The sequence below is a fragment of the Streptomyces sp. NPDC006997 genome, from assembly GCF_040635175.1.
Taxonomy (GTDB): domain Bacteria; phylum Actinomycetota; class Actinomycetes; order Streptomycetales; family Streptomycetaceae; genus Streptomyces.
The window spans coordinates 1-17192 of the sequence record NZ_JBEYHH010000022.1 but is presented as its reverse complement, the minus strand read 5'-3'; the positions used below and the strand labels follow the sequence as shown (position 1 = coordinate 17192).

The window sequence follows — 17192 nt, the reverse complement described above, 5'->3', positions numbered from 1 at the left end:
CCCACAGCGGGTGAACGCTCATTGACCTCGCAGGAAACGATGCGGGGCGCCGGCCACAGGCACCCCGCATCACCTCACGTCGTCGACCGGCGTCGTCTGGCGCCCGGCCGCCGCTCGCTGGGCCGCGTCACCGGGTCCCCGGCCTCCAGCGCCGCGGCCCGCCGCCGCGCGCCGAACTCGGCGAGCGCCTCCGCCAGCTTCAGGACGGACGGCTCGGGGGCCATGACGTCCACCCGCAGCCCGTGCTCCTCGGCCGTCTTGGCCGTCGCCGGGCCGATACACGCGATCACCGTCACGTTGTGCGGCTTCCCGGCGATGCCCACCAGGTTCCGCACGGTGGACGAGGACGTGAAGAGGACCGCGTCGAAGCCGCCGCCCTTGATCGCCTCGCGGGTCTCCGCGGGCGGCGGCGACGCGCGGACCGTCCGGTAGGCGGTGACGTCGTCGACCTCCCAGCCCAGCTCGATCAGCCCGGCGACCAGCGTCTCGGTGGCGATGTCGGCGCGCGGCAGGAAGACCCGGTCGATCGGGTCGAAGACGGGGTCGTACGGGGGCCAGTCCTCCAGCAGGCCCGCCGCCGACTGCTCCCCGCTCGGGACGAGATCCGGCTTCACGCCGAAGGCGACCAGCGCCTTCGCCGTCTGCTCGCCCACCGCGGCGACCTTTATCCCCGCGAAGGCGCGGGCGTCGAGCCCGTACTCCTCGAACTTCTCCCGCACCGCCTTCACCGCGTTGACGGACGTGAAGGCGATCCACTCGTACCGCCCGGTCACGAGCCCCTTCACCGCCCGCTCCATCTGCTGCGGCGTACGCGGCGGCTCGACGGCGATGGTCGGGACCTCGTGGGGTACCGCGCCGTAGGAGCGGAGTTGGTCGGAGAGGGACGCCGCCTGCTCCTTGGTCCGCGGGACGAGGACCTTCCAGCCGAACAGCGGCTTGGACTCGAACCAGGACAGCTGGTCGCGCTGGGCGGCGGCGGACCGCTCCCCGACCACGGCTATCACGGACCGCCCGCCGTCCGGCGACGGCAGCACCTTCGCCTGCTTCAGCGTCTGCGCGATCGTGCCCAGCGTGGCGCTCCAGGTGCGCTGCCGGGTCGTCGTACCGGCGATGGTGACGCTCATCGGGGTGTCGGGCTTACGTCCGGCGGACACCAGTTCGCCCGCGGCGGCGGCTACGGAGTCCAGCGTGGCCGAGACGACCACGGTCCCGTCGGACGCGCCGACCTCGGTCCAGCACCGGTCGGACGCGGTACGGGCGTCCACGAAGCGGACGTCCGCGCCCTCGGTGTCCCGCAGCGGGACACCGGCGTACGCGGGGACGCCGACCGCCGCGGCGATACCGGGGACGACCTCGAAGGGCACCCCGGCGGCGGCGCAGGCGAGCATCTCCTCCGCGGCGCACGTGTCGAGCCCGGGGTCCCCGGACACCGCACGCACGACCCGCCTGCCGCCCCGCGCGGCCTCCATGACAAGATGTGCGGCATCCCGTTCCGCGGGGGCACCAACGGTTGTTGACGTGCCGTCAACAACCGTCAGCTGAGGCGTGCCCGGCACCGGGTCCGAAGAGGAACCCGGGTCGGTGTTCACGACGGCGACGCCCGCCCTGGCATGGGCGCGGACGACGTCGAGCACCTCGTGCCCGGCGACGAGGACATCCGCGTTCGCCAGCGCCTCCACGGCGCGCAGAGTGAGTAGTCCCGGATCTCCGGGTCCGGCACCGAGGAAGGTGACGTGCCCGTGTTCCAGGCCGGCGGGAAGAGTGGTGGGGCTCACTGTGCTCGCTCCCCCATCAGACCGGCCGCGCCCAGGGCGAGCATCTCGGTGGCGAGTTCGCGACCGAGTGCCACGGCGCCCTCGTGCGTCTCGGGCACGGGACCGGTGGTGGACAGCTGCACCAGCGACGAGCCGTCGGTCGTGCCGACGACGCCGCGCAGGCGCATTTCCTTGACAGTCTGCCCGTCGGCCAGAAGGTCGGCCAAGGCGCCCACGGGGGCGCTGCAACCGGCCTCCAGGGCGGCGAGCAGTGACCGCTCGGCCGTCACGGCGGCCCGCGTGAACGGGTCGTCGAGTTCGGCGAGCGCGGCGATCAGCTCCGTGTGGTGCGCGGGGCACTCGATCGCCAGGGCCCCCTGGCCGGGGGCGGGCAGAACCGTGTCGACCGACAGGAAGTCGGTCACCTCGTCGCCGCGGCCGATCCGGTTCAGTCCGGCGGCGGCCAGGACGACGGCGTCCAGCTCACCGGAGCGGACGTATCCGATCCGGGTGTCGACGTTGCCCCGGATCGGGACCGTCTCGATGTCCAGGCCGTGCGTACGGGCGTACGCGTTCAGCTGGGCCATCCGGCGCGGCGAACCGGTGCCGATGCGGGCGCCGCGCGGCAGGTCGGTGAACTTCAGCGCGTCCCGCGCGACGATCACGTCCCGCGGGTCCTCCCGCTCCGGGACCGCGGCCAGCGCCAGCTCGTCGGGCTGGGTGGTCGGCAGGTCCTTCAGCGAGTGCACCGCGAAGTCGACCTCGCCCCGCAGCAGCGCGTCGCGCAGCGCGGTCACGAAGACCCCGGTACCGCCGATCTGGGCGAGCGCCTCGCGGGAGACGTCGCCGTACGTGGTGATCTCCACGAGTTCCACGGACCGGCCGGTCACCTGGCTCACGGCGTCCGCCACCTGCCCGGACTGGGCCATGGCGAGTCTGCTCCGCCTGGTCCCGAGCCGTAGTGCCTTGTCACTCATGCTGGCCCTCGGTTCCTGACGTTCTGGTGTTGCACGTCTTGCTGATCCTGCTGGTTCCGGTTCTCGGCCCGCGACACCGCGGCCACCGCCTCCTGGTCGAGGTCGAACAGCGTGCGCAACGCGTCCGCGTACCCCGCGCCGCCCGGTTCGGCGGCGAGCTGTTTGACCCGGACGGTCGGCGCGTGCAGCAGCTTGTCGACGACGCGGTGCACGGCCTGCCGGATCTCCCCGCGCTGCCTGCTGTCCAGACCGGGCAGCCGCCCCTCCAGCCGCGCGATCTCCCCGGCGACGACATCGGCGGCCATCGTCCGCAGCGCGACCACGGTGGGCGTGATGTGCGCCGCCCGCTGCGCCGCGCCGAAGGCCGCGACCTCGTCCGAGACGATACGGCGGACGTCGTCCACGTCGGCCGCCATCGGGGCGTCGGCCGACGCCTCCGCCAGCGACTCGATGTCCACGAGGCGCACCCCGGCCAGCCGGTGCGCGGCGGCGTCGATGTCGCGCGGCATCGCCAGGTCGAGCAGGAACAGCACCGGCTCGGGGCGCGGCAGTCCGACGACCGGTTCGGGCCGCCGCCGCTCGGGGATCCGGCCGAGGGCCGCCGCGGTCGCGGCGAGCGCGCCGATCAGCTCGGCGTCGGCCTCGGGTCCCCGGCGCTCGGCCTCCCGGCGCTCCACCGCGCCGCCCGCCGCCCACACGGCGTGCTGCTCCAGCGTCGCCGCGTCCATCCCGGCGACGGCGGCCTCACCCATCACCGAGAACCCGGACGCGGTCAGCCCCGGCGCGGACACGTCCAGCGGACAGTCGTCCTCCGTGCCCACGCTGGTCGGCGGCAGCGGCGCCGGCTCGGCTATCGCCGCTTCCCCGGTACGAGCGTCAGCGGCCAGGTCGGCGGCGGACTCCCCGGTGCGGCCCTCGAACGCGGCGGCGACCGCCTCCGCGGTGAGGACGAGACCGGTCGCCCCGGTGCAGGACACGGCGATGTCGGCACGTGTCAGTTCGGCGGCGACGGCGTCCATCGGCACCGCGCGGGCCCGTACGGCGTGGTCGTCGGCCTCGGTCAGGATCTGCGCGAGCCGCTCGGCCCGCTCGCCGGTGCGGTTGGCCACCACGACCTCCGCGACCCCGGCCCGCGCGAGCGTCGCCGCGGCCAGCGAGGACATCGAGCCCGCGCCGATCACCAGCGCCCGCTTGCCGCGCGCCCAGTCCTCGACGGGGGTCTCCAGGGCGAGCTGCTCCAGGCCGAAGGTGACCAGGGACTGCCCGGCGCGGTCGATGCCGGTCTCGGAGTGGGCGCGCTTGCCGACCCGCAGCGCCTGCTGGAACAGGTCGTTCAGCAGCCGTCCGGCGGTGTGCAGCTCCTGCGCCCGGGCCAGCGAGTCCTTTATCTGGCCGAGGATCTGCCCCTCGCCGACGACCATCGAGTCCAGGCCGCAGGCCACCGAGAACAGGTGGTGGACGGCCCGGTCCTCGTAGTGGACGTACAGGTAGGGCGTCAGCTCCTCAAGGCCCACCCCGCTGTGCTGGGCGAGCAGCGTCGACAGCTCGGCGACACCGGCGTGGAACTTGTCCACGTCGGCGTACAGCTCGATGCGGTTGCAGGTGGCCAGCAGCGCGGCCTCGGTGGCCGGTTCGGCGGCGACCGTGTCCTGCGCCAGCTTGGCCTGCGCGTCCGCGTGCAACGCCGCCCGCTCCAGCACGCTGACCGGGGCGCTGCGGTGGCTCAGGCCGACGACGAGGAGACTCATGCCGGCATCACGGCGGGTACGTCCCCGTCGGGTCCCTGGTCGGCGGCGGGCGCGGCGGCGGCGGCCTTGGGGGCGGTAGCGGCCGGGGGCTCGCTCGCGACCGTCGTCTCGGAGGCGGTGGCGGCGGCCGCCGCGGCGGCCGCGCTCTCCTCGCCCGCCTTGCGCTGCTCGTGGAAGGCGAGGATCTGCAGCTCGATGGAGAGGTCGACCTTGCGCACGTCGACGCCGTCCGGCACGGTCAGCACGGTCGGCGCGAAGTTCAGGATGGACGTCACCCCGGCCGCCACCAGCCGGTCGCAGACCTGCTGCGCGGCACCGGCGGGCGTGGCGATGACGCCGATCGACACGCCGTTGTCCTGGATGATCCGCTCCAGGTCGTCGGTGTGCTGCACCGGGATCCCCGCGACCGGCCTGCCCGCCAGCTGCGGGTCGGCGTCGATGAGGGCCGCGACCCGGAAGCCACGGGAGGCGAAACCGCCGTAGTTGGCGAGCGCGGCGCCCAGGTTGCCGATACCGACGATCACGACCGGCCAGTCCTGGGTGAGCCCCAGTTCACGCGAGATCTGGTAGACGAGATACTCGACGTCGTAGCCGACGCCCCGCGTGCCGTACGAACCGAGGTACGAGAAGTCCTTGCGCAGCTTCGCGGAATTGACCCCCGCCGCCGCGGCCAGCTCCTCGGAGGAGACCGTGGGCACCGACCGCTCGGAGAGCGCGGTGAGGGCTCGGAGGTACAGCGGAAGCCTGGCGACGGTGGCCTCGGGAATCCCTCGGCTGCGGGTCGCCGGTCGGTGAGTTCGGCCAGTTGCCACGGTGCTCCTGCGGGTAGAGCGGGGCTGTGGGCGGCCATATGTCCCCGGACCGCCCCGTCGAAAGCAGGCTATGTCTTTGTGAACGCGTGCACAAAGATGGTGTCCGATTTGCCCGCCCAACGTGACACGGGTCACGACCGAACACACACTCCACTCTCCCTGGTCGGCTAGAGGTCCACCGGGGTCCGCTGCAGGCCCGTCGGACCCCACCGGAGGCCGGGCCTACCGGACCAGCGCCCGGCGCAGGCGCTCCGCGTCCACCCGCCAGAAGGTGTGCTGCTCACCGTCGACGAGGACGACGGGGATCTGCTCCCAGTACGCGTCGTGCAGCCGCTGGTCCCGGGTGATGTCCTTCTCCTCCCAGGGCACGCCCAGCTCGCCGCACACCGTCTCGACCACGGCCCGGGCGTCGTCGCAGAGATGGCAGCCGGGCTTGCGGACGAGGGTGACGAGACGTTCCTGCGGGTCGCGTGGCTCGGCGGCGTCGCGTGGTGCGGCAGCGGCCGTACGGCGGAAGAGGGGACTCATACGGGCCATTCTCGCGCCGCGCGCGCCCCTGGTTAAGCCGTCGACCTTAACGATGAGGTCGCGGAGAGTTCACACCGCCCCAACCTCTCGACTCCGGAACCACCGAACAGACTGGCTATGCTCACGGACATGGCCGCTCTCGGATGGCTCACCCCCCGTAGGCGCTCCGCCACGGCGCGGAGCGTGTTGGCAGGCGAGGCCTCGGCGGAGGCCGCGCGCAAGTCGGTCCCCGAGGAGGAACCGGCGTTCCCGGTCCTCGGCGACGACCGGGCAGCCGCGTTCTTCGACCTGGACAACACCGTGATGCAGGGCGCCGCGCTGTTCCACTTCGGCCGGGGCCTGTACAAGCGGAAGTTCTTCGAGACCCGCGAACTGGCCCGGTTCGCCTGGCAGCAGGCGTGGTTCAGGCTGGCGGGCGTCGAGGACCCGGAACACATGCAGGAAGCCCGCGACTCGGCCCTGTCCATCGTCCAGGGCCACCGGGTCTCCGAGCTGATGTCGATCGGCGAGGAGATCTACGACGAGTACATGGCCGAGCGCATCTGGCCCGGCACCCGGGCGCTGGCGCAGGCGCACCTGGACGCGGGGCAGAAGGTGTGGCTGGTCACGGCCGCGCCGGTGGAGATCGCGCGCGTGATCGCCCGTCGGCTGGGGCTGACCGGGGCGCTGGGCACGGTCGCGGAGTCGGTGGACGGCGTCTACACGGGCAAGCTGGTGGGCGAACCGCTGCACGGCCCGGCGAAGGCGGAGGCGGTGCGCGCGCTGGCCGTCGCGGAGGGGCTGGACCTCTCCCGCTGCGCGGCGTACAGCGACTCGCACAACGACATCCCGATGCTGTCGCTGGTCGGGCACCCCTACGCCATCAACCCCGACGGCAAGCTGCGCCGCCACGCCCGCGAGCAGGACTGGCGCCTCCGCGACTACCGCACCGGACGCAAGGCCGCCAAGGTCGGCATCCCCGCCGCGGCGGGCGTCGGCGCGGTAGCGGGCGGCACCGCGGCGGCCATCGCCCTCCACCGCCGCCGCCGCTAGCCGTCCCACCGGGGCGGGACCACCTCGTCCACGCCTGCGGGCGTCCGTCCTCGGAACCGCGCGTGTACGGCGTTCTCCGCGCGGACCACCGCGGGCGGACACCCCCCGACACGTCCCCTCCCGCCGTACGGCGGCTGACGCCCATCCCCGCGCGCGCAGCAGCGCCGCCGCACCCCGCCAGGCGGCGCCAACCCGCCCCGCCCCCGTCCCGCCACCGAACAAACACGCCCAATCCGCATCGCGTACCCACCCAACCCCCCGACCAGTCACCTTGGCTGGACACCGCCACAACACGCCCCGTACCGGGCCGGAATCCGCACCCAACCGATCAACAATCGTTCACACAAAGCCACTTGATAGACCGTCATTCGGTTACAGAAGCGACGTAATCGATGATTTGAGCAACCGGGTGTAGCAGCACCTGTACGAAGCGTTATTCTCCTCAGACGCAATCCGGTACCCCACCGTCGCTACGACGGGTGAAAGGTCCCGCACTGCACGTGATGGAAGCTCTGCCTCTGGGAGTCCCGTGTACCCACACGTCGGGGTTGACGCCTCGGGCCTGGCTACGCTGCGCGCAACGGTCCTGGACCTGTTGCGCGGCTTCGTCCCCACCGCGTACGCCGTCCCCGCCTTCGCCACCGCCGCACCGCTCGGCCCGTGCTACGCACTGGCCGACGGCAGCGCCGCGGTCGGCAGACGAGGCCGTTCGTCCGGCGCGCCGGCCACCGCACGCCGACCGGCCGCCGACAGCGACAGCGCCCGGATGATGGACCTCGTGGAGCGCGCCCAGGCGGGCGAGGCCGAGGCGTTCGGCCGCCTCTACGACCAGTACAGCGACACCGTCTACCGCTACATCTACTACCGCGTCGGCGGCAAGGCCACCGCCGAGGACCTCACCAGCGAGACCTTTCTGCGCGCGCTCCGGAGGATCGGCACCTTCACCTGGCAGGGCCGCGACTTCGGCGCCTGGCTGGTCACCATCGCCCGCAACCTCGTCGCCGACCACTTCAAGTCCAGCCGCTTCCGGCTGGAGGTCACCACCGGCGAGATGCTCGACGCCAACGAGGTCGAGCGCTCCCCGGAGGACTCCGTCCTGGAGTCCCTCTCCAACGCCGCCCTCCTCGACGCCGTACGCCGTCTCAACCCCCAACAGCAGGAATGCGTCACGCTCCGTTTCCTCCAAGGTCTCTCCGTCGCCGAGACGGCACGCGTGATGGGCAAGAACGAGGGCGCCATCAAGACCCTCCAGTACCGCGCCGTACGCACCCTCGCCCGGCTCCTCCCGGACGACGCGCGCTGAGACGCGTACGCTCCGCGGTCCTCAACTCGCTCTCAGTGAGCACCCGTTGGCTTCGCGGTCGGATCATCCGCCGTCCGTAACCCAAGTGCCGCGCCGCTCGTTGTGCGGGATGCAGGCTCCCTGTGGTCACTCCCTGGCCGACTCCGATCGCTCGATCGTGTGGTCCGGCGCGGGGCGTGCAACCCTCAGGACCCCCTGGGGAGTCGACCGTCATGACGAGAGGAGGTGCCGCCAGTGATCGCGAACGTATCGGCGCACCGGCGGGCGAACGCCTTCGCCCAGGCCCTGGAGGAGCAGTCCGAGCCGGGCACGGCGGCCGAGCAGTCCGAGGGTTCGGCTCCGGCTGCCGCGGAACAGACTGGACAGGGCCGTCTGCTGGCCCTCGCCACGGGCCTCGGCGAGCTACCCAAACCGACGATGGACCCCGAGGTCAAGGTCGTCCAGCGGGCCCAGCTGGTGGCCGCGATGGAGGCCATGCTCCGGGAGGGCACCGCGGGCGGCGGGGCAACGGACTCACCGGTACCGGAGCAACGCGCGCGGGGTCGCGGCGCCCACCGCGCGACCCCGCTCGGCAAGTTGCGGCCGCGCACCCGGCTCGCCAAGGGCCTCACGGCGGGCGGGCTCAGCGTCGGCGTCGCCGCGGGCGCCTTCGGCGGGGTCGCCGCCGCCAGCTCCGACGCCCTCCCCGGCGACTCCCTCTACGGCCTCAAGCGCGGCATAGAGGATTTCAAGCTGGGACTGGCGGACGGCGACCGCGAGCGCGGCCAGGCCTACCTCGACCTGGCCTCCACCCGGCTCAACGAGGCCCGTCGGCTGATGGAGCGCGGCCGGGGCGGCCACCTCGACCACGAGTCCGTCGGCGAGATCCGCCGCGCCCTGTCCGGCATGGGCCACGACGCCTCCGAGGGCCACCGCCTCCTCACCTCGGCGTACCAGCGCGACCCGGACTCCATCGGCCCCATGCAGGCCCTCTCCGCCTTCTCCCGCTCCCACCGCGACACCTGGGGCGCCCTCCGCGAACGACTGCCCGCCCAGCTCGGCGACGTCAGCGAGCAGGTGTCGTCGGTCTTCGACGCCATAGACGAGGACGTCGCCCCGCTCCAGGCCCTGCTCCCCCAGCCCCCCACCCGGGGCAGCGGCGGCAACGGGAAGAACGGCGACCGCACCGGCTCCGGCCCGTCCGCCCCCGGCCGCCCCGACGCCGACCGCTCCGCCGCCCCCCGCACGGGCAGCGACACCGGCGGCGACACCACCGACGGCAGCCGACCCGGCGACGGCGACCCGAGCCGCTCCGCCAGCTCCGGCACCGAGGGCGACGGCCTGCTCGGCGGCGGCACCGGCGGCCTGCTGGAACCCCCACAGGACGACACCGGCAGCGCCTCCCCGTCCGAGAGCAAGTTCCCGACCAGCGAACCCGACGTCACCCTCCCGCCCCTCCTCCCCGGCCTGCTCCCCGGCCTGGGCATCCAGGCGGAGGACGCGGGCTGAGCGGCCCACGGTGATACGGCGATGGGGTGCCCCCCTCAGCAGGAAGGGCACCCCATCGCCGTATCAGCCGTGCCAGCCGTTTCCCCCGTGCCCCGCGGTCAGAAGAACACCGACCTGCGCTGCACCAGCAGCTTGTAGAGGGTGTGCTGGATCTGCTCGCGCACCTGGTCGGTCAGGTTGAACATCAGCATCGGGTCCTCGGCCGCCTCCGGCGGGTAGCCGTCCGTCGCGATGGGCTCGCCGAACTGGATCGTCCACTTCGTCGGCAACGGCATCGCCCCCAGCGGCCCCAGCCACGGGAACGTCGGCGTCAGCGGGAAGTACGGGAAGCCCAGCAGCCGCGCCAGCGTCCTGGCGTTGCCGATCATCGGGTAGATCTCCTCCGCCCCGACGATCGAGCACGGGATGATCGGCGCGCCCTGCCGCAGCGCCGTAGAGACGAAACCGCCCCGCCCGAAGCGCTGGAGCTTGTACCGCTCGCTGAACGGCTTCCCGATGCCCTTGAACCCCTCCGGCATCACTCCGACCAGCTCCCCCTGCCCGAGCAGCCGCTCGGCGTCCTCCGCGCAGGCGAGGGTGTGGCCCAGCTTGCGGGCCAGTTCGTTGATGACCGGCAGCACGAAGACCAGGTCCGCGGCGAGGAGCCGCAGATGACGGCCGTCGGGATGGTGGTCGTGCACGGCGACCTGCATCATCAGGCCGTCCAGCGGCAGCGTCCCGGAGTGGTTGGCGACGATCAGCGCACCGCCGTCGGACGGGATGTTCTCGACGCCCTTCACCTCGACCCGGAAGTACTTCTCGTACATCGGCCGCAGCAGCGACATCAGCACCTGGTCGGTCAGCTCGGCGTCGTAGCCGAAGTCGTCGACCTCGTAGTCACCGGTGATACGGCGACGCAGGAAGGAGAGGCCACCCGCGATACGCCGCTCCAGGCCGCCACCGGCGCCGTGCGCCCCGTCCTCCAGCTGCCCCTGCGGCTCCTGCCGCCGCGGGGGCTGGGCTTCCGCGCCGACCGCCGGGACGTCGTCCTGCGCGGCGGCCCCGGCGGGCAGCGGCGTGACCGGCTGGACCGGCTCGGCGCCCTGCCCGGCCGTCCTCTCGCCGCCACCGCGTCGGCCCGCCGCGCCCCGGCGTCGCGGCGGCCGCTGCGTGGAGCCCCCGCGGGAGCGGTCGTCGTCGAACGGAATGACCTTGGCGTCCGCCATCGTTGCTGCGCTCCTCAGTTGGCGCTCTGCGTCGGGTGGCCGCCGCCCGCGAGAGGCAGCGCCGCGATCCGGTCGACGGCCTGGGCGAGGGCCTCCGGCGGCAGCAGCCCGGGGCCGTGGCCGCGTGCGAAGTCCGCGAACGTCTCCGCGGTCGTGTACTTCGGCCCGAAGCCCAGCGTCTCGCGCATCTGGGTCGTGTCCACCACCCGGCCGTGGGTGAGCAGGCGGATCTGCTCGGGTGAGAAGTCCGTCATCCCCAGCGTACGCACCAGCGAACCGGCCCAGGTCACGGCGGGCAGCAGCAACGGCACCGTGGGACGGCCGAGCCGCCGCGAGCACTGCGACAGCAGCAGCACCCCGTCCCCGGCGACGTTGAACGTGCCGCTGTTGAGCGTGCCGCGCTCCGGCTCGTGCGAGGCGATCCGCAGCACCTCGACGACGTCGTCCTCGTGCACGAACTGGAGCCGCGGGTCGTAACCGAAGACGGTCGGCAGCACCGGCAGCGAGAAGTACGCCGCGAGCGGCGAGTCGGCGCTCGGCCCGAGGATGTTGGCGAACCGCAGCACGCACACCGCCACATCCGGCCGCCGCCGCGCGAAGCCCCGCACATACCCCTCGACCTCGACCGTGTCCTTGGCGAAGCCTCCGCTGGGCAGCGACTTGGGCGGGGTGGTCTCGGTGAACACGGCCGGGTCGCGGGGCGCGGACCCGTACACGTTCGTACTGGACTTCACCACCAGCCGCTTCACGGTCGGCGACTTCTGGCAGGCACCGAGCAGTTGCATGGTGCCGATGACGTTGGTCTCCTTCACCGTCGCCCGGCTGCCGCTGCCCAGGGCGGTGGCGGTGACGTCCATGTGGACGACCGTGTCCACACCCGTCTCCGCCAGCACGCGCGCGATGGTCGGCTGCCGGATGTCGGCCTGGATGAAGTCCGCGCCGCCCAGGTGGTGCTCGGGCGGTACCGCGTCGACGGCGATGACCCGGTGCACCTGCGGGTCGCGCTGGATCCGCCGCACGAAGCGGCCTCCCAACGGACGGGCCACTCCGGTCACCAGCACGACCTTGCCCAAGATCAGCGCCTTCCTTCCGCGTCCGTCCCTCTGCTGCCGGGTTCCCCGTTACCGGGCCAACTTAGCGGCTCGTGGTCGCGCTGTGATGACGCACGTGGCCCCCGTCGCCTTCGATGGCGTGATGGACGCACGTGGCCCCCCATCGCGTTCGATGGGGGGCCACAGCGACACGGTCGCCTGCTCGGCGTCGCCTACTTCTTGTTACGACGCTGAACGCGCGTGCGCTTGAGCAGCTTGCGGTGCTTCTTCTTGGCCATCCGCTTGCGCCGCTTCTTGATAACAGAGCCCACGACTACCCTCGCTCACTTCTCATCACTCGGTGTTTGGGCGCCATGGGCCCACACGACCTACGAGGGGCTAGCCTAACCCGCCCGAGCGCTGAGGTTGTAATCGAGGCCGCCGGAAGGGGCTGGAGGGACCGCGAACTGCCCGGTAGCGCGTCCCTCCGGCCCTTACGGCCTTACGGGTCCTTCGTGGGATCTCGTCGACCCTCGGGACGGACCGCCGTCAGGCGGTTTCCACCCCCACGTAGCTGTCGCGGAGGTACTCGTGAACCGCGTTCTCCGGGACGCGGAACGACCTCCCGACCCGGATCGCGGGCAGATGACCGCTGTGCACCAGCCGGTACACGGTCATCTTCGACACTCGCATCACCGAGGCGACCTCCGCCACGGTAAGGAACTGGACCTCGCTGAGAGGCCTCTCGTCAGCAGCCATGACACACCTGACCTTCCGCACTCGACGGCCACCGGCTTCCCCTTCCGGTGACGCTTCGTCGCTGCGTGCTCACTCCCCAGACTAGGGGCGGGTGATGCGAGTGGGGAAGAGGTGCACCCATCGGCGGCCTACTGTGACAGACACGCTCGATTGAGTACGTAGCGGGTAAGCGGCCGGTAGTCATCAGACCGCACAGCGTCATCAAGTGGAACGGCCACGGACACCGACCCCTCGGCCTCCCCCACGAAGAGCGCCGGGTCGTCGGTGTCCGCCAGGCCCATCGCCGCAAACCCCAGCTGACCTGCCCCGCAGACCCAGCCGTGGTCACCGACCACCAGCTCCGGGAGGGGGCCGCCGCCCTCCGCGAGCGCGGCCAGCGCGAGTCGAACCGGGAGCGGCGAGTGGCTGTGCGCGCCGGTCTCACCACCGGAGCCGGAGACCCCGGCCCTCCGCACGAACGCGACTCCTCGTACGTAATCAAGGTTGTACGTACGTAGGCCGAACCGGGTCGTTATGTCGACACAGTGACCCTGCATCGGGGTGAGGACAAGACATCCCGCCGCCGACATCGCGTCTGCGAGGTCGGCGTAGAAGCCCAGGAGCCGATGGGGATGCCCGGTGCCGAACAGCACCGCCCCACGCCTGCGGGCCACCGCCCCCAACCGCTCCGCGAAGGCGTCCAGCGCGAGCAGCGTCCGCTCCGGGTCGATCACATCATGCCCTGAAGTGTGCCGAGGATCGGCCGAAACCCCACACTTGGCCGCCATCAACTCAATCAACTCGCGCTCGCACCAGTCCCCTTGTGGATCAATTCCGATCAACACCCGAGGGTCCCGAGCAGCGAACAGCCGATAACTCCGCAGACTCTGCTCCCGCAGGGTCCCTACCGCCCCCGCGAGCCCGGCCTCCACCAGATAACCCCGCAGCTCACCCCACAACACCATCCCCCGATGCTGACCCACACCCCCCGCCCCCACCCCCCAAACCCCGGAACACCCCACACACGGCGTAACCCACCCGACCCACCACCGAACTAACGGGCGCAGCTACGAGCAGGCCGCCACCTCAGCCCCGGGCAGTCGCGAACCGCCCCAGCTGCGGGCAGTCGTGCCACTGGGGCGGCACGGGTGGGCGCTGGGGGTCCCCCCTGCTCGAAGGGCTTGGGAGAGGCACCCCGCGGCGCCGGGCCTCGCGACCCACCACCCGCGCCAGCACCCACAGGTGACACCCACGGATGACACCCACGGATGACACCCACATGTGGCGCCCATAGGTCGCACCCCACCAGCGCCGACTCACCTCACCCACACACGCACCGCTACGCCAACAACCCCCGCAACGGGAACACCGCCCGCCGGGCCCCCACCACCGCTTGGTCCAACCGATCCGCAGGGTCGTACCCCGCCTCCCACCCCACCCACTCCACAGGCCACCGCCCATCAGTCATCCGCCCCGGCCCCAACTGCCGAGTCCGCGCGAACACCTCACTCCGCCAGGACTCCGGAATCACCGCCCCCGGCTCCACCGCCCGCCCCGCCGCGATCCCCACCAGATGCGTCCAGGACCGCGGCACCACGTCCACCACCGCGTACCCCCCACCCCCCAAGGCCACCCACCGCCCCCCGGCGTACTCATGCGCCAGCTCATGACAGGCGACCTGCACAGCCCGCTGCGCGTCCAACGACACCGCCAGATGCGCCAACGGATCCTCGAAGTGCGTATCGGCCCCGTGCTGAGTCACCAGCACGTCCGGCCGGAAGTCCGCGACCAGCTCCGGCACCACCGCATGGAACGCCCGCAACCAGCCCGCGTCCCCCGTCCCCGCGGGCAACGCGACATTCACCGCCGACCCCTCCGCCTCCGCGCCCCCGGTCTCCTCCGGCCACCCGGTCTGCGGAAACAACGTCCGAGGATGCTCGTGCAACGAGATCGTCAGCACGCGCGGATCCTCCCAGAACGCCGCCTGCACCCCGTCCCCGTGATGCACGTCGACATCCACGTAGGCCACCCGCTCGGCACCCAGCTCCAACAGCCGCGCGATCGCCAACGCCGCGTCGTTGTAGATGCAGAACCCCGCCGCACCCCCCGGCATCGCATGGTGCAGCCCACCCGCGAAGTTCACCGCGTGCGGCGCGTCCCCCCGCCACACGGCCTCCGCCGCCCCCACCGACTGCCCGGCGATCAACGCCGACACCTCGTGCATCCCGGCGAACGCGGGATCGTCCAGCGTCCCCAGCCCGTACGACACGTCCGCCGCCGCCGGATTCACCGACGCCGCCTTCACCGCGTCGATGTAGTCCCCCCGGTGCACCAACCGAAGCGTCGACTCCCCGGCAGGCTTGGCGGCGACCACCTCCACCTCCCGGTCGAGCCCGAACGCCTCGACGAGCCTCCAGGTCAGCGCCAGCCGAACCGGATCCATCGGATGCTCCGGACCGAAGTCGTACCCCGTTACTGCCTCATCCCACATCAACTGTGTGCGGCCGCTCATGCCCGCCACCGTATCGGTCCACCCGAGCCTCGAACGAGCGGGCGTACACCACGGTCACCAGCACCAACACCATCGGTACGAGCATCGCCCCCCGATAGCTCCAGGCGTCCCCCAACGCCCCCACCAACGGCGACCCCACCAGGAACCCCACGTAGTTGAAGACGTTCAACCGAGCCACCGCCACGTCCGAGGCACCGGGGAACATCCGCCCCGCCGCCGCGAACGTCTGCGGGACGACCACACACAGCCCCAGCCCCAGCAACGTGAACCCGAGCATCCCCACCCACGCCCCCGGTGCCCCCGCCACCACGGCGAACCCCACCGCCGCGACCACCGCCCCACCCCGTACGACGGCCACGGCCCCGAACCTCCGCACCCCGAGGTCCCCCACGGCCCGCCCCACGAGCGTGGTCACCATGTACACGTTGTACGGCACGGTGGCGAGCTGCTCACTGCTCCCCAACACGTCCTGCAAGTACTTCGCGCTCCAGTTGGAGACCGTCGCGTCCCCGATATAGGCAAAGGTCATCACCAGGCAGAGCGGCAACAACACCCGGAAGACAACAACCCCGCCAGCCTCAGGACCCCCCACACCCCCACCAGAGCCGCCCCCCTCACCCCCACCCCCGTCGACGTACCACCGACTCCCCACCAGCGCCAACGGCACCAGCACGACCACCACCGGCAGATACGACACCACCAACGCCAGATCCCCGTGCGCCCCCACCCACGCCAGCGACGCCCCCACGATCCCACCCAGGCTGTACGCGGCATGGAACCCGAGCATGATGCTGCGCCCGTACGCCCGCTGCAGGCTCACCCCGAGCATGTTCATCGAGGCGTCCAACGCCCCCACGGCCAACCCGAACGCGGCGAGCGCTATCCCGAGCTCGACCATCCGCTCCCCGGCCCCCACCCCGAGCAGCGCCAGCAGCACCACCGGCTGGGACCACCGCAGCACCCGGCTGGGCCGCACCCGCCTCACCAGCCACTCGGTCCCCACACTCCCCACCCCGGCCAGCACGGGTACGGCGGCCAGGAAGGCGGGCAGCAACGCGTCGGACACCCCGTACCGGTCCTGGATCGCCGGGATACGCGTCACCAGCAGCGCGAACGCCACGCCCTGGGCGAAGAAGCCGAACGCCAACGAGGCCCTACCGCGCCGCAGCACATCAGTCATGGCGGCGAGCGTAAGCCTCGTCCCTACCGACCGGTACGCCAAAGCTGAATTTTTCTCAGCTTCACCTTCACTCTCACCCCAGCAGATCGAGCAGCTCCCCCATGTCCCCGAAGAACCCGTTGGCACCCGCCAGCTTCTCCGCAGGCGTCATGGCCGAGAACCCGAAGACGTCCATCCCCGCCGCGACCGCGGCCCGCACCCCCAGCGGACTGTCCTCCACGACCACACACCGCTCCGGAGCAACCCCCATCCGCTCCGCCGCGTAGAGGAACAGATCAGGCGCGGGCTTCCCCCTGCCCACGTCCTGCGAACTGAAGATCCGCCCCTCGTCGAACCACCGGTCCAACCCCGTCGTCCGGTGCCCCACCCGAATCCGCTCATGACTCCCCGACGAGGCCACGCAGTACGGCACCCCGTCCGCCGCCAGCTTCTCCAGGACCTCCCCCGCCCCGGCCACGGGCTTCAACTCCCGCTCGAACGCGGCGAAGACCCGCCCGTGGAAGACGTCGTCGAAGTCCTCCGGCAACCGCCGCCCGGTCCGCTCCTCCACCAGATCGTGAACCCGGTGCATGGCGGACCCCATGTAGTCCCGCAGGGAGTCCTCGTACGAGGTCGGATGCCCCAGCTCGGTCAGATACCCGGCCAGCAGCCGGTTGGAGATGGGCTCGCTGTCCACCAGGACGCCGTCGTTGTCAAAGATGACCAGGTCATAACGCATACCCGTGAGCCTAAATGACCCGGAAACGCAGAAAGCCCCGCATCCGAAGATGCGGGGCTTCCCCAAAAATTGTTCGGCGGCGTCCTACTCTCCCACAGGGTCCCCCCTGCAGTACCATCGGCGCTGTAAGGCTTAGCTTCCGGGTTCGGAATGTAACCGGGCGTTT

General features: G+C 71.7%; 16 protein-coding genes and 1 rRNA gene. 3 read left to right on the top strand and 14 right to left on the bottom strand.

Annotation, left to right across the window (positions count from 1 at the left end; translation table 11 throughout):
• Nucleotides 1-74 precede the first annotated feature (74 nt).
• From ABZ659_RS22300 to ABZ659_RS22280, 5 genes are all read right to left on the bottom strand, one after another.
• Nucleotides 75-1775 carry a bifunctional uroporphyrinogen-III C-methyltransferase/uroporphyrinogen-III synthase gene (locus tag ABZ659_RS22300; RefSeq protein ID WP_360222770.1) on the bottom strand — a complete coding sequence of 567 codons (1701 nt, stop codon included), beginning with the start codon at nucleotides 1773-1775 and terminating at the stop codon, nucleotides 75-77.
• Nucleotides 1772-2731, bottom strand: a complete 960-nt coding sequence (gene hemC, locus ABZ659_RS22295) for a hydroxymethylbilane synthase (protein ID WP_360222767.1) — start codon at nucleotides 2729-2731, stop codon at nucleotides 1772-1774. Before hemC ends, ABZ659_RS22300 begins: the two co-directional genes overlap by 4 nt.
• Entirely contained in the window at nucleotides 2728-4479 is a 1752-nt protein-coding gene (locus tag ABZ659_RS22290) for a glutamyl-tRNA reductase (protein ID WP_360222764.1), read from the bottom strand. Before ABZ659_RS22290 ends, hemC begins: the two co-directional genes overlap by 4 nt.
• Nucleotides 4476-5291, bottom strand: coding sequence for a redox-sensing transcriptional repressor Rex (locus ABZ659_RS22285; protein WP_360222761.1), 816 nt, complete (start codon nucleotides 5289-5291; stop codon nucleotides 4476-4478). The genes ABZ659_RS22290 and ABZ659_RS22285 overlap by 4 nt, the downstream gene beginning before the upstream one ends.
• Nucleotides 5292-5513: 222 nt before the next feature.
• A complete protein-coding gene (locus ABZ659_RS22280) occupies nucleotides 5514-5828 on the bottom strand; it encodes a glutaredoxin family protein (protein ID WP_360222758.1) in 315 nt (104 codons plus the stop codon).
• A gap of 120 nt (nucleotides 5829-5948) precedes the next feature.
• On the opposite strand from ABZ659_RS22280, the gene ABZ659_RS22275 reads away from it, so the two are divergent.
• The 3 genes from ABZ659_RS22275 to ABZ659_RS22265 all read left to right on the top strand — a co-directional run bounded on the left by ABZ659_RS22275 (nucleotide 5949) and on the right by ABZ659_RS22265 (nucleotide 9642).
• Entirely contained in the window at nucleotides 5949-6851 is a 903-nt protein-coding gene (locus ABZ659_RS22275; RefSeq protein ID WP_360222755.1) for an HAD-IB family hydrolase, read from the top strand.
• A 529-nt stretch (nucleotides 6852-7380) separates the two neighbouring features.
• Nucleotides 7381-8154, top strand: coding sequence for an ECF subfamily RNA polymerase sigma factor, BldN family (locus ABZ659_RS22270; protein ID WP_360222752.1), 774 nt, complete (start codon nucleotides 7381-7383; stop codon nucleotides 8152-8154).
• A 234-nt stretch (nucleotides 8155-8388) separates the two neighbouring features.
• Nucleotides 8389-9642, top strand: coding sequence for a DUF5667 domain-containing protein (locus ABZ659_RS22265; protein ID WP_360222749.1), 1254 nt, complete (start codon nucleotides 8389-8391; stop codon nucleotides 9640-9642).
• Nucleotides 9643-9740: 98 nt separating this feature from the next.
• Here the strand turns inward: ABZ659_RS22265 and ABZ659_RS22260 are convergent, their stop codons facing one another.
• The 9 genes from ABZ659_RS22260 to rrf form a co-directional block, all read right to left on the bottom strand.
• Nucleotides 9741-10847 (bottom strand): lysophospholipid acyltransferase family protein, encoded by a 1107-nt coding sequence (locus tag ABZ659_RS22260; protein WP_360222746.1) that lies wholly within the window; start codon nucleotides 10845-10847, stop codon nucleotides 9741-9743.
• A gap of 14 nt (nucleotides 10848-10861) precedes the next feature.
• Nucleotides 10862-11920 (bottom strand): NAD-dependent epimerase/dehydratase family protein, encoded by a 1059-nt coding sequence (locus ABZ659_RS22255; protein ID WP_360222743.1) that lies wholly within the window; start codon nucleotides 11918-11920, stop codon nucleotides 10862-10864.
• Nucleotides 11921-12111: 191 nt separating this feature from the next.
• Nucleotides 12112-12210 carry an AURKAIP1/COX24 domain-containing protein gene (locus tag ABZ659_RS22250; protein WP_003948845.1) on the bottom strand — a complete coding sequence of 33 codons (99 nt, stop codon included), beginning with the start codon at nucleotides 12208-12210 and terminating at the stop codon, nucleotides 12112-12114.
• 217 nt (nucleotides 12211-12427) lie between these two features.
• Nucleotides 12428-12637 (bottom strand): helix-turn-helix domain-containing protein, encoded by a 210-nt coding sequence (locus ABZ659_RS22245; RefSeq protein ID WP_360222741.1) that lies wholly within the window; start codon nucleotides 12635-12637, stop codon nucleotides 12428-12430.
• 128 nt (nucleotides 12638-12765) lie between these two features.
• Nucleotides 12766-13581, bottom strand: a complete 816-nt coding sequence (locus tag ABZ659_RS22240) for a phosphatase (RefSeq protein ID WP_360222738.1) — start codon at nucleotides 13579-13581, stop codon at nucleotides 12766-12768.
• Nucleotides 13582-13955: 374 nt separating this feature from the next.
• Nucleotides 13956-15128 carry an acetoin utilization protein AcuC gene (locus tag ABZ659_RS22235; RefSeq protein WP_360222735.1) on the bottom strand — a complete coding sequence of 391 codons (1173 nt, stop codon included), beginning with the start codon at nucleotides 15126-15128 and terminating at the stop codon, nucleotides 13956-13958.
• Nucleotides 15097-16308 (bottom strand): MFS transporter, encoded by a 1212-nt coding sequence (locus tag ABZ659_RS22230; protein ID WP_360222732.1) that lies wholly within the window; start codon nucleotides 16306-16308, stop codon nucleotides 15097-15099. Before ABZ659_RS22230 ends, ABZ659_RS22235 begins: the two co-directional genes overlap by 32 nt.
• Before the next feature lie 73 nt (nucleotides 16309-16381).
• A complete protein-coding gene (locus ABZ659_RS22225; RefSeq protein ID WP_360222730.1) occupies nucleotides 16382-17026 on the bottom strand; it encodes an HAD family hydrolase in 645 nt (214 codons plus the stop codon).
• A 71-nt stretch (nucleotides 17027-17097) separates the two neighbouring features.
• Nucleotides 17098-17192, bottom strand: a 5S ribosomal RNA gene (gene rrf / locus ABZ659_RS22220); the annotation flags it as partial.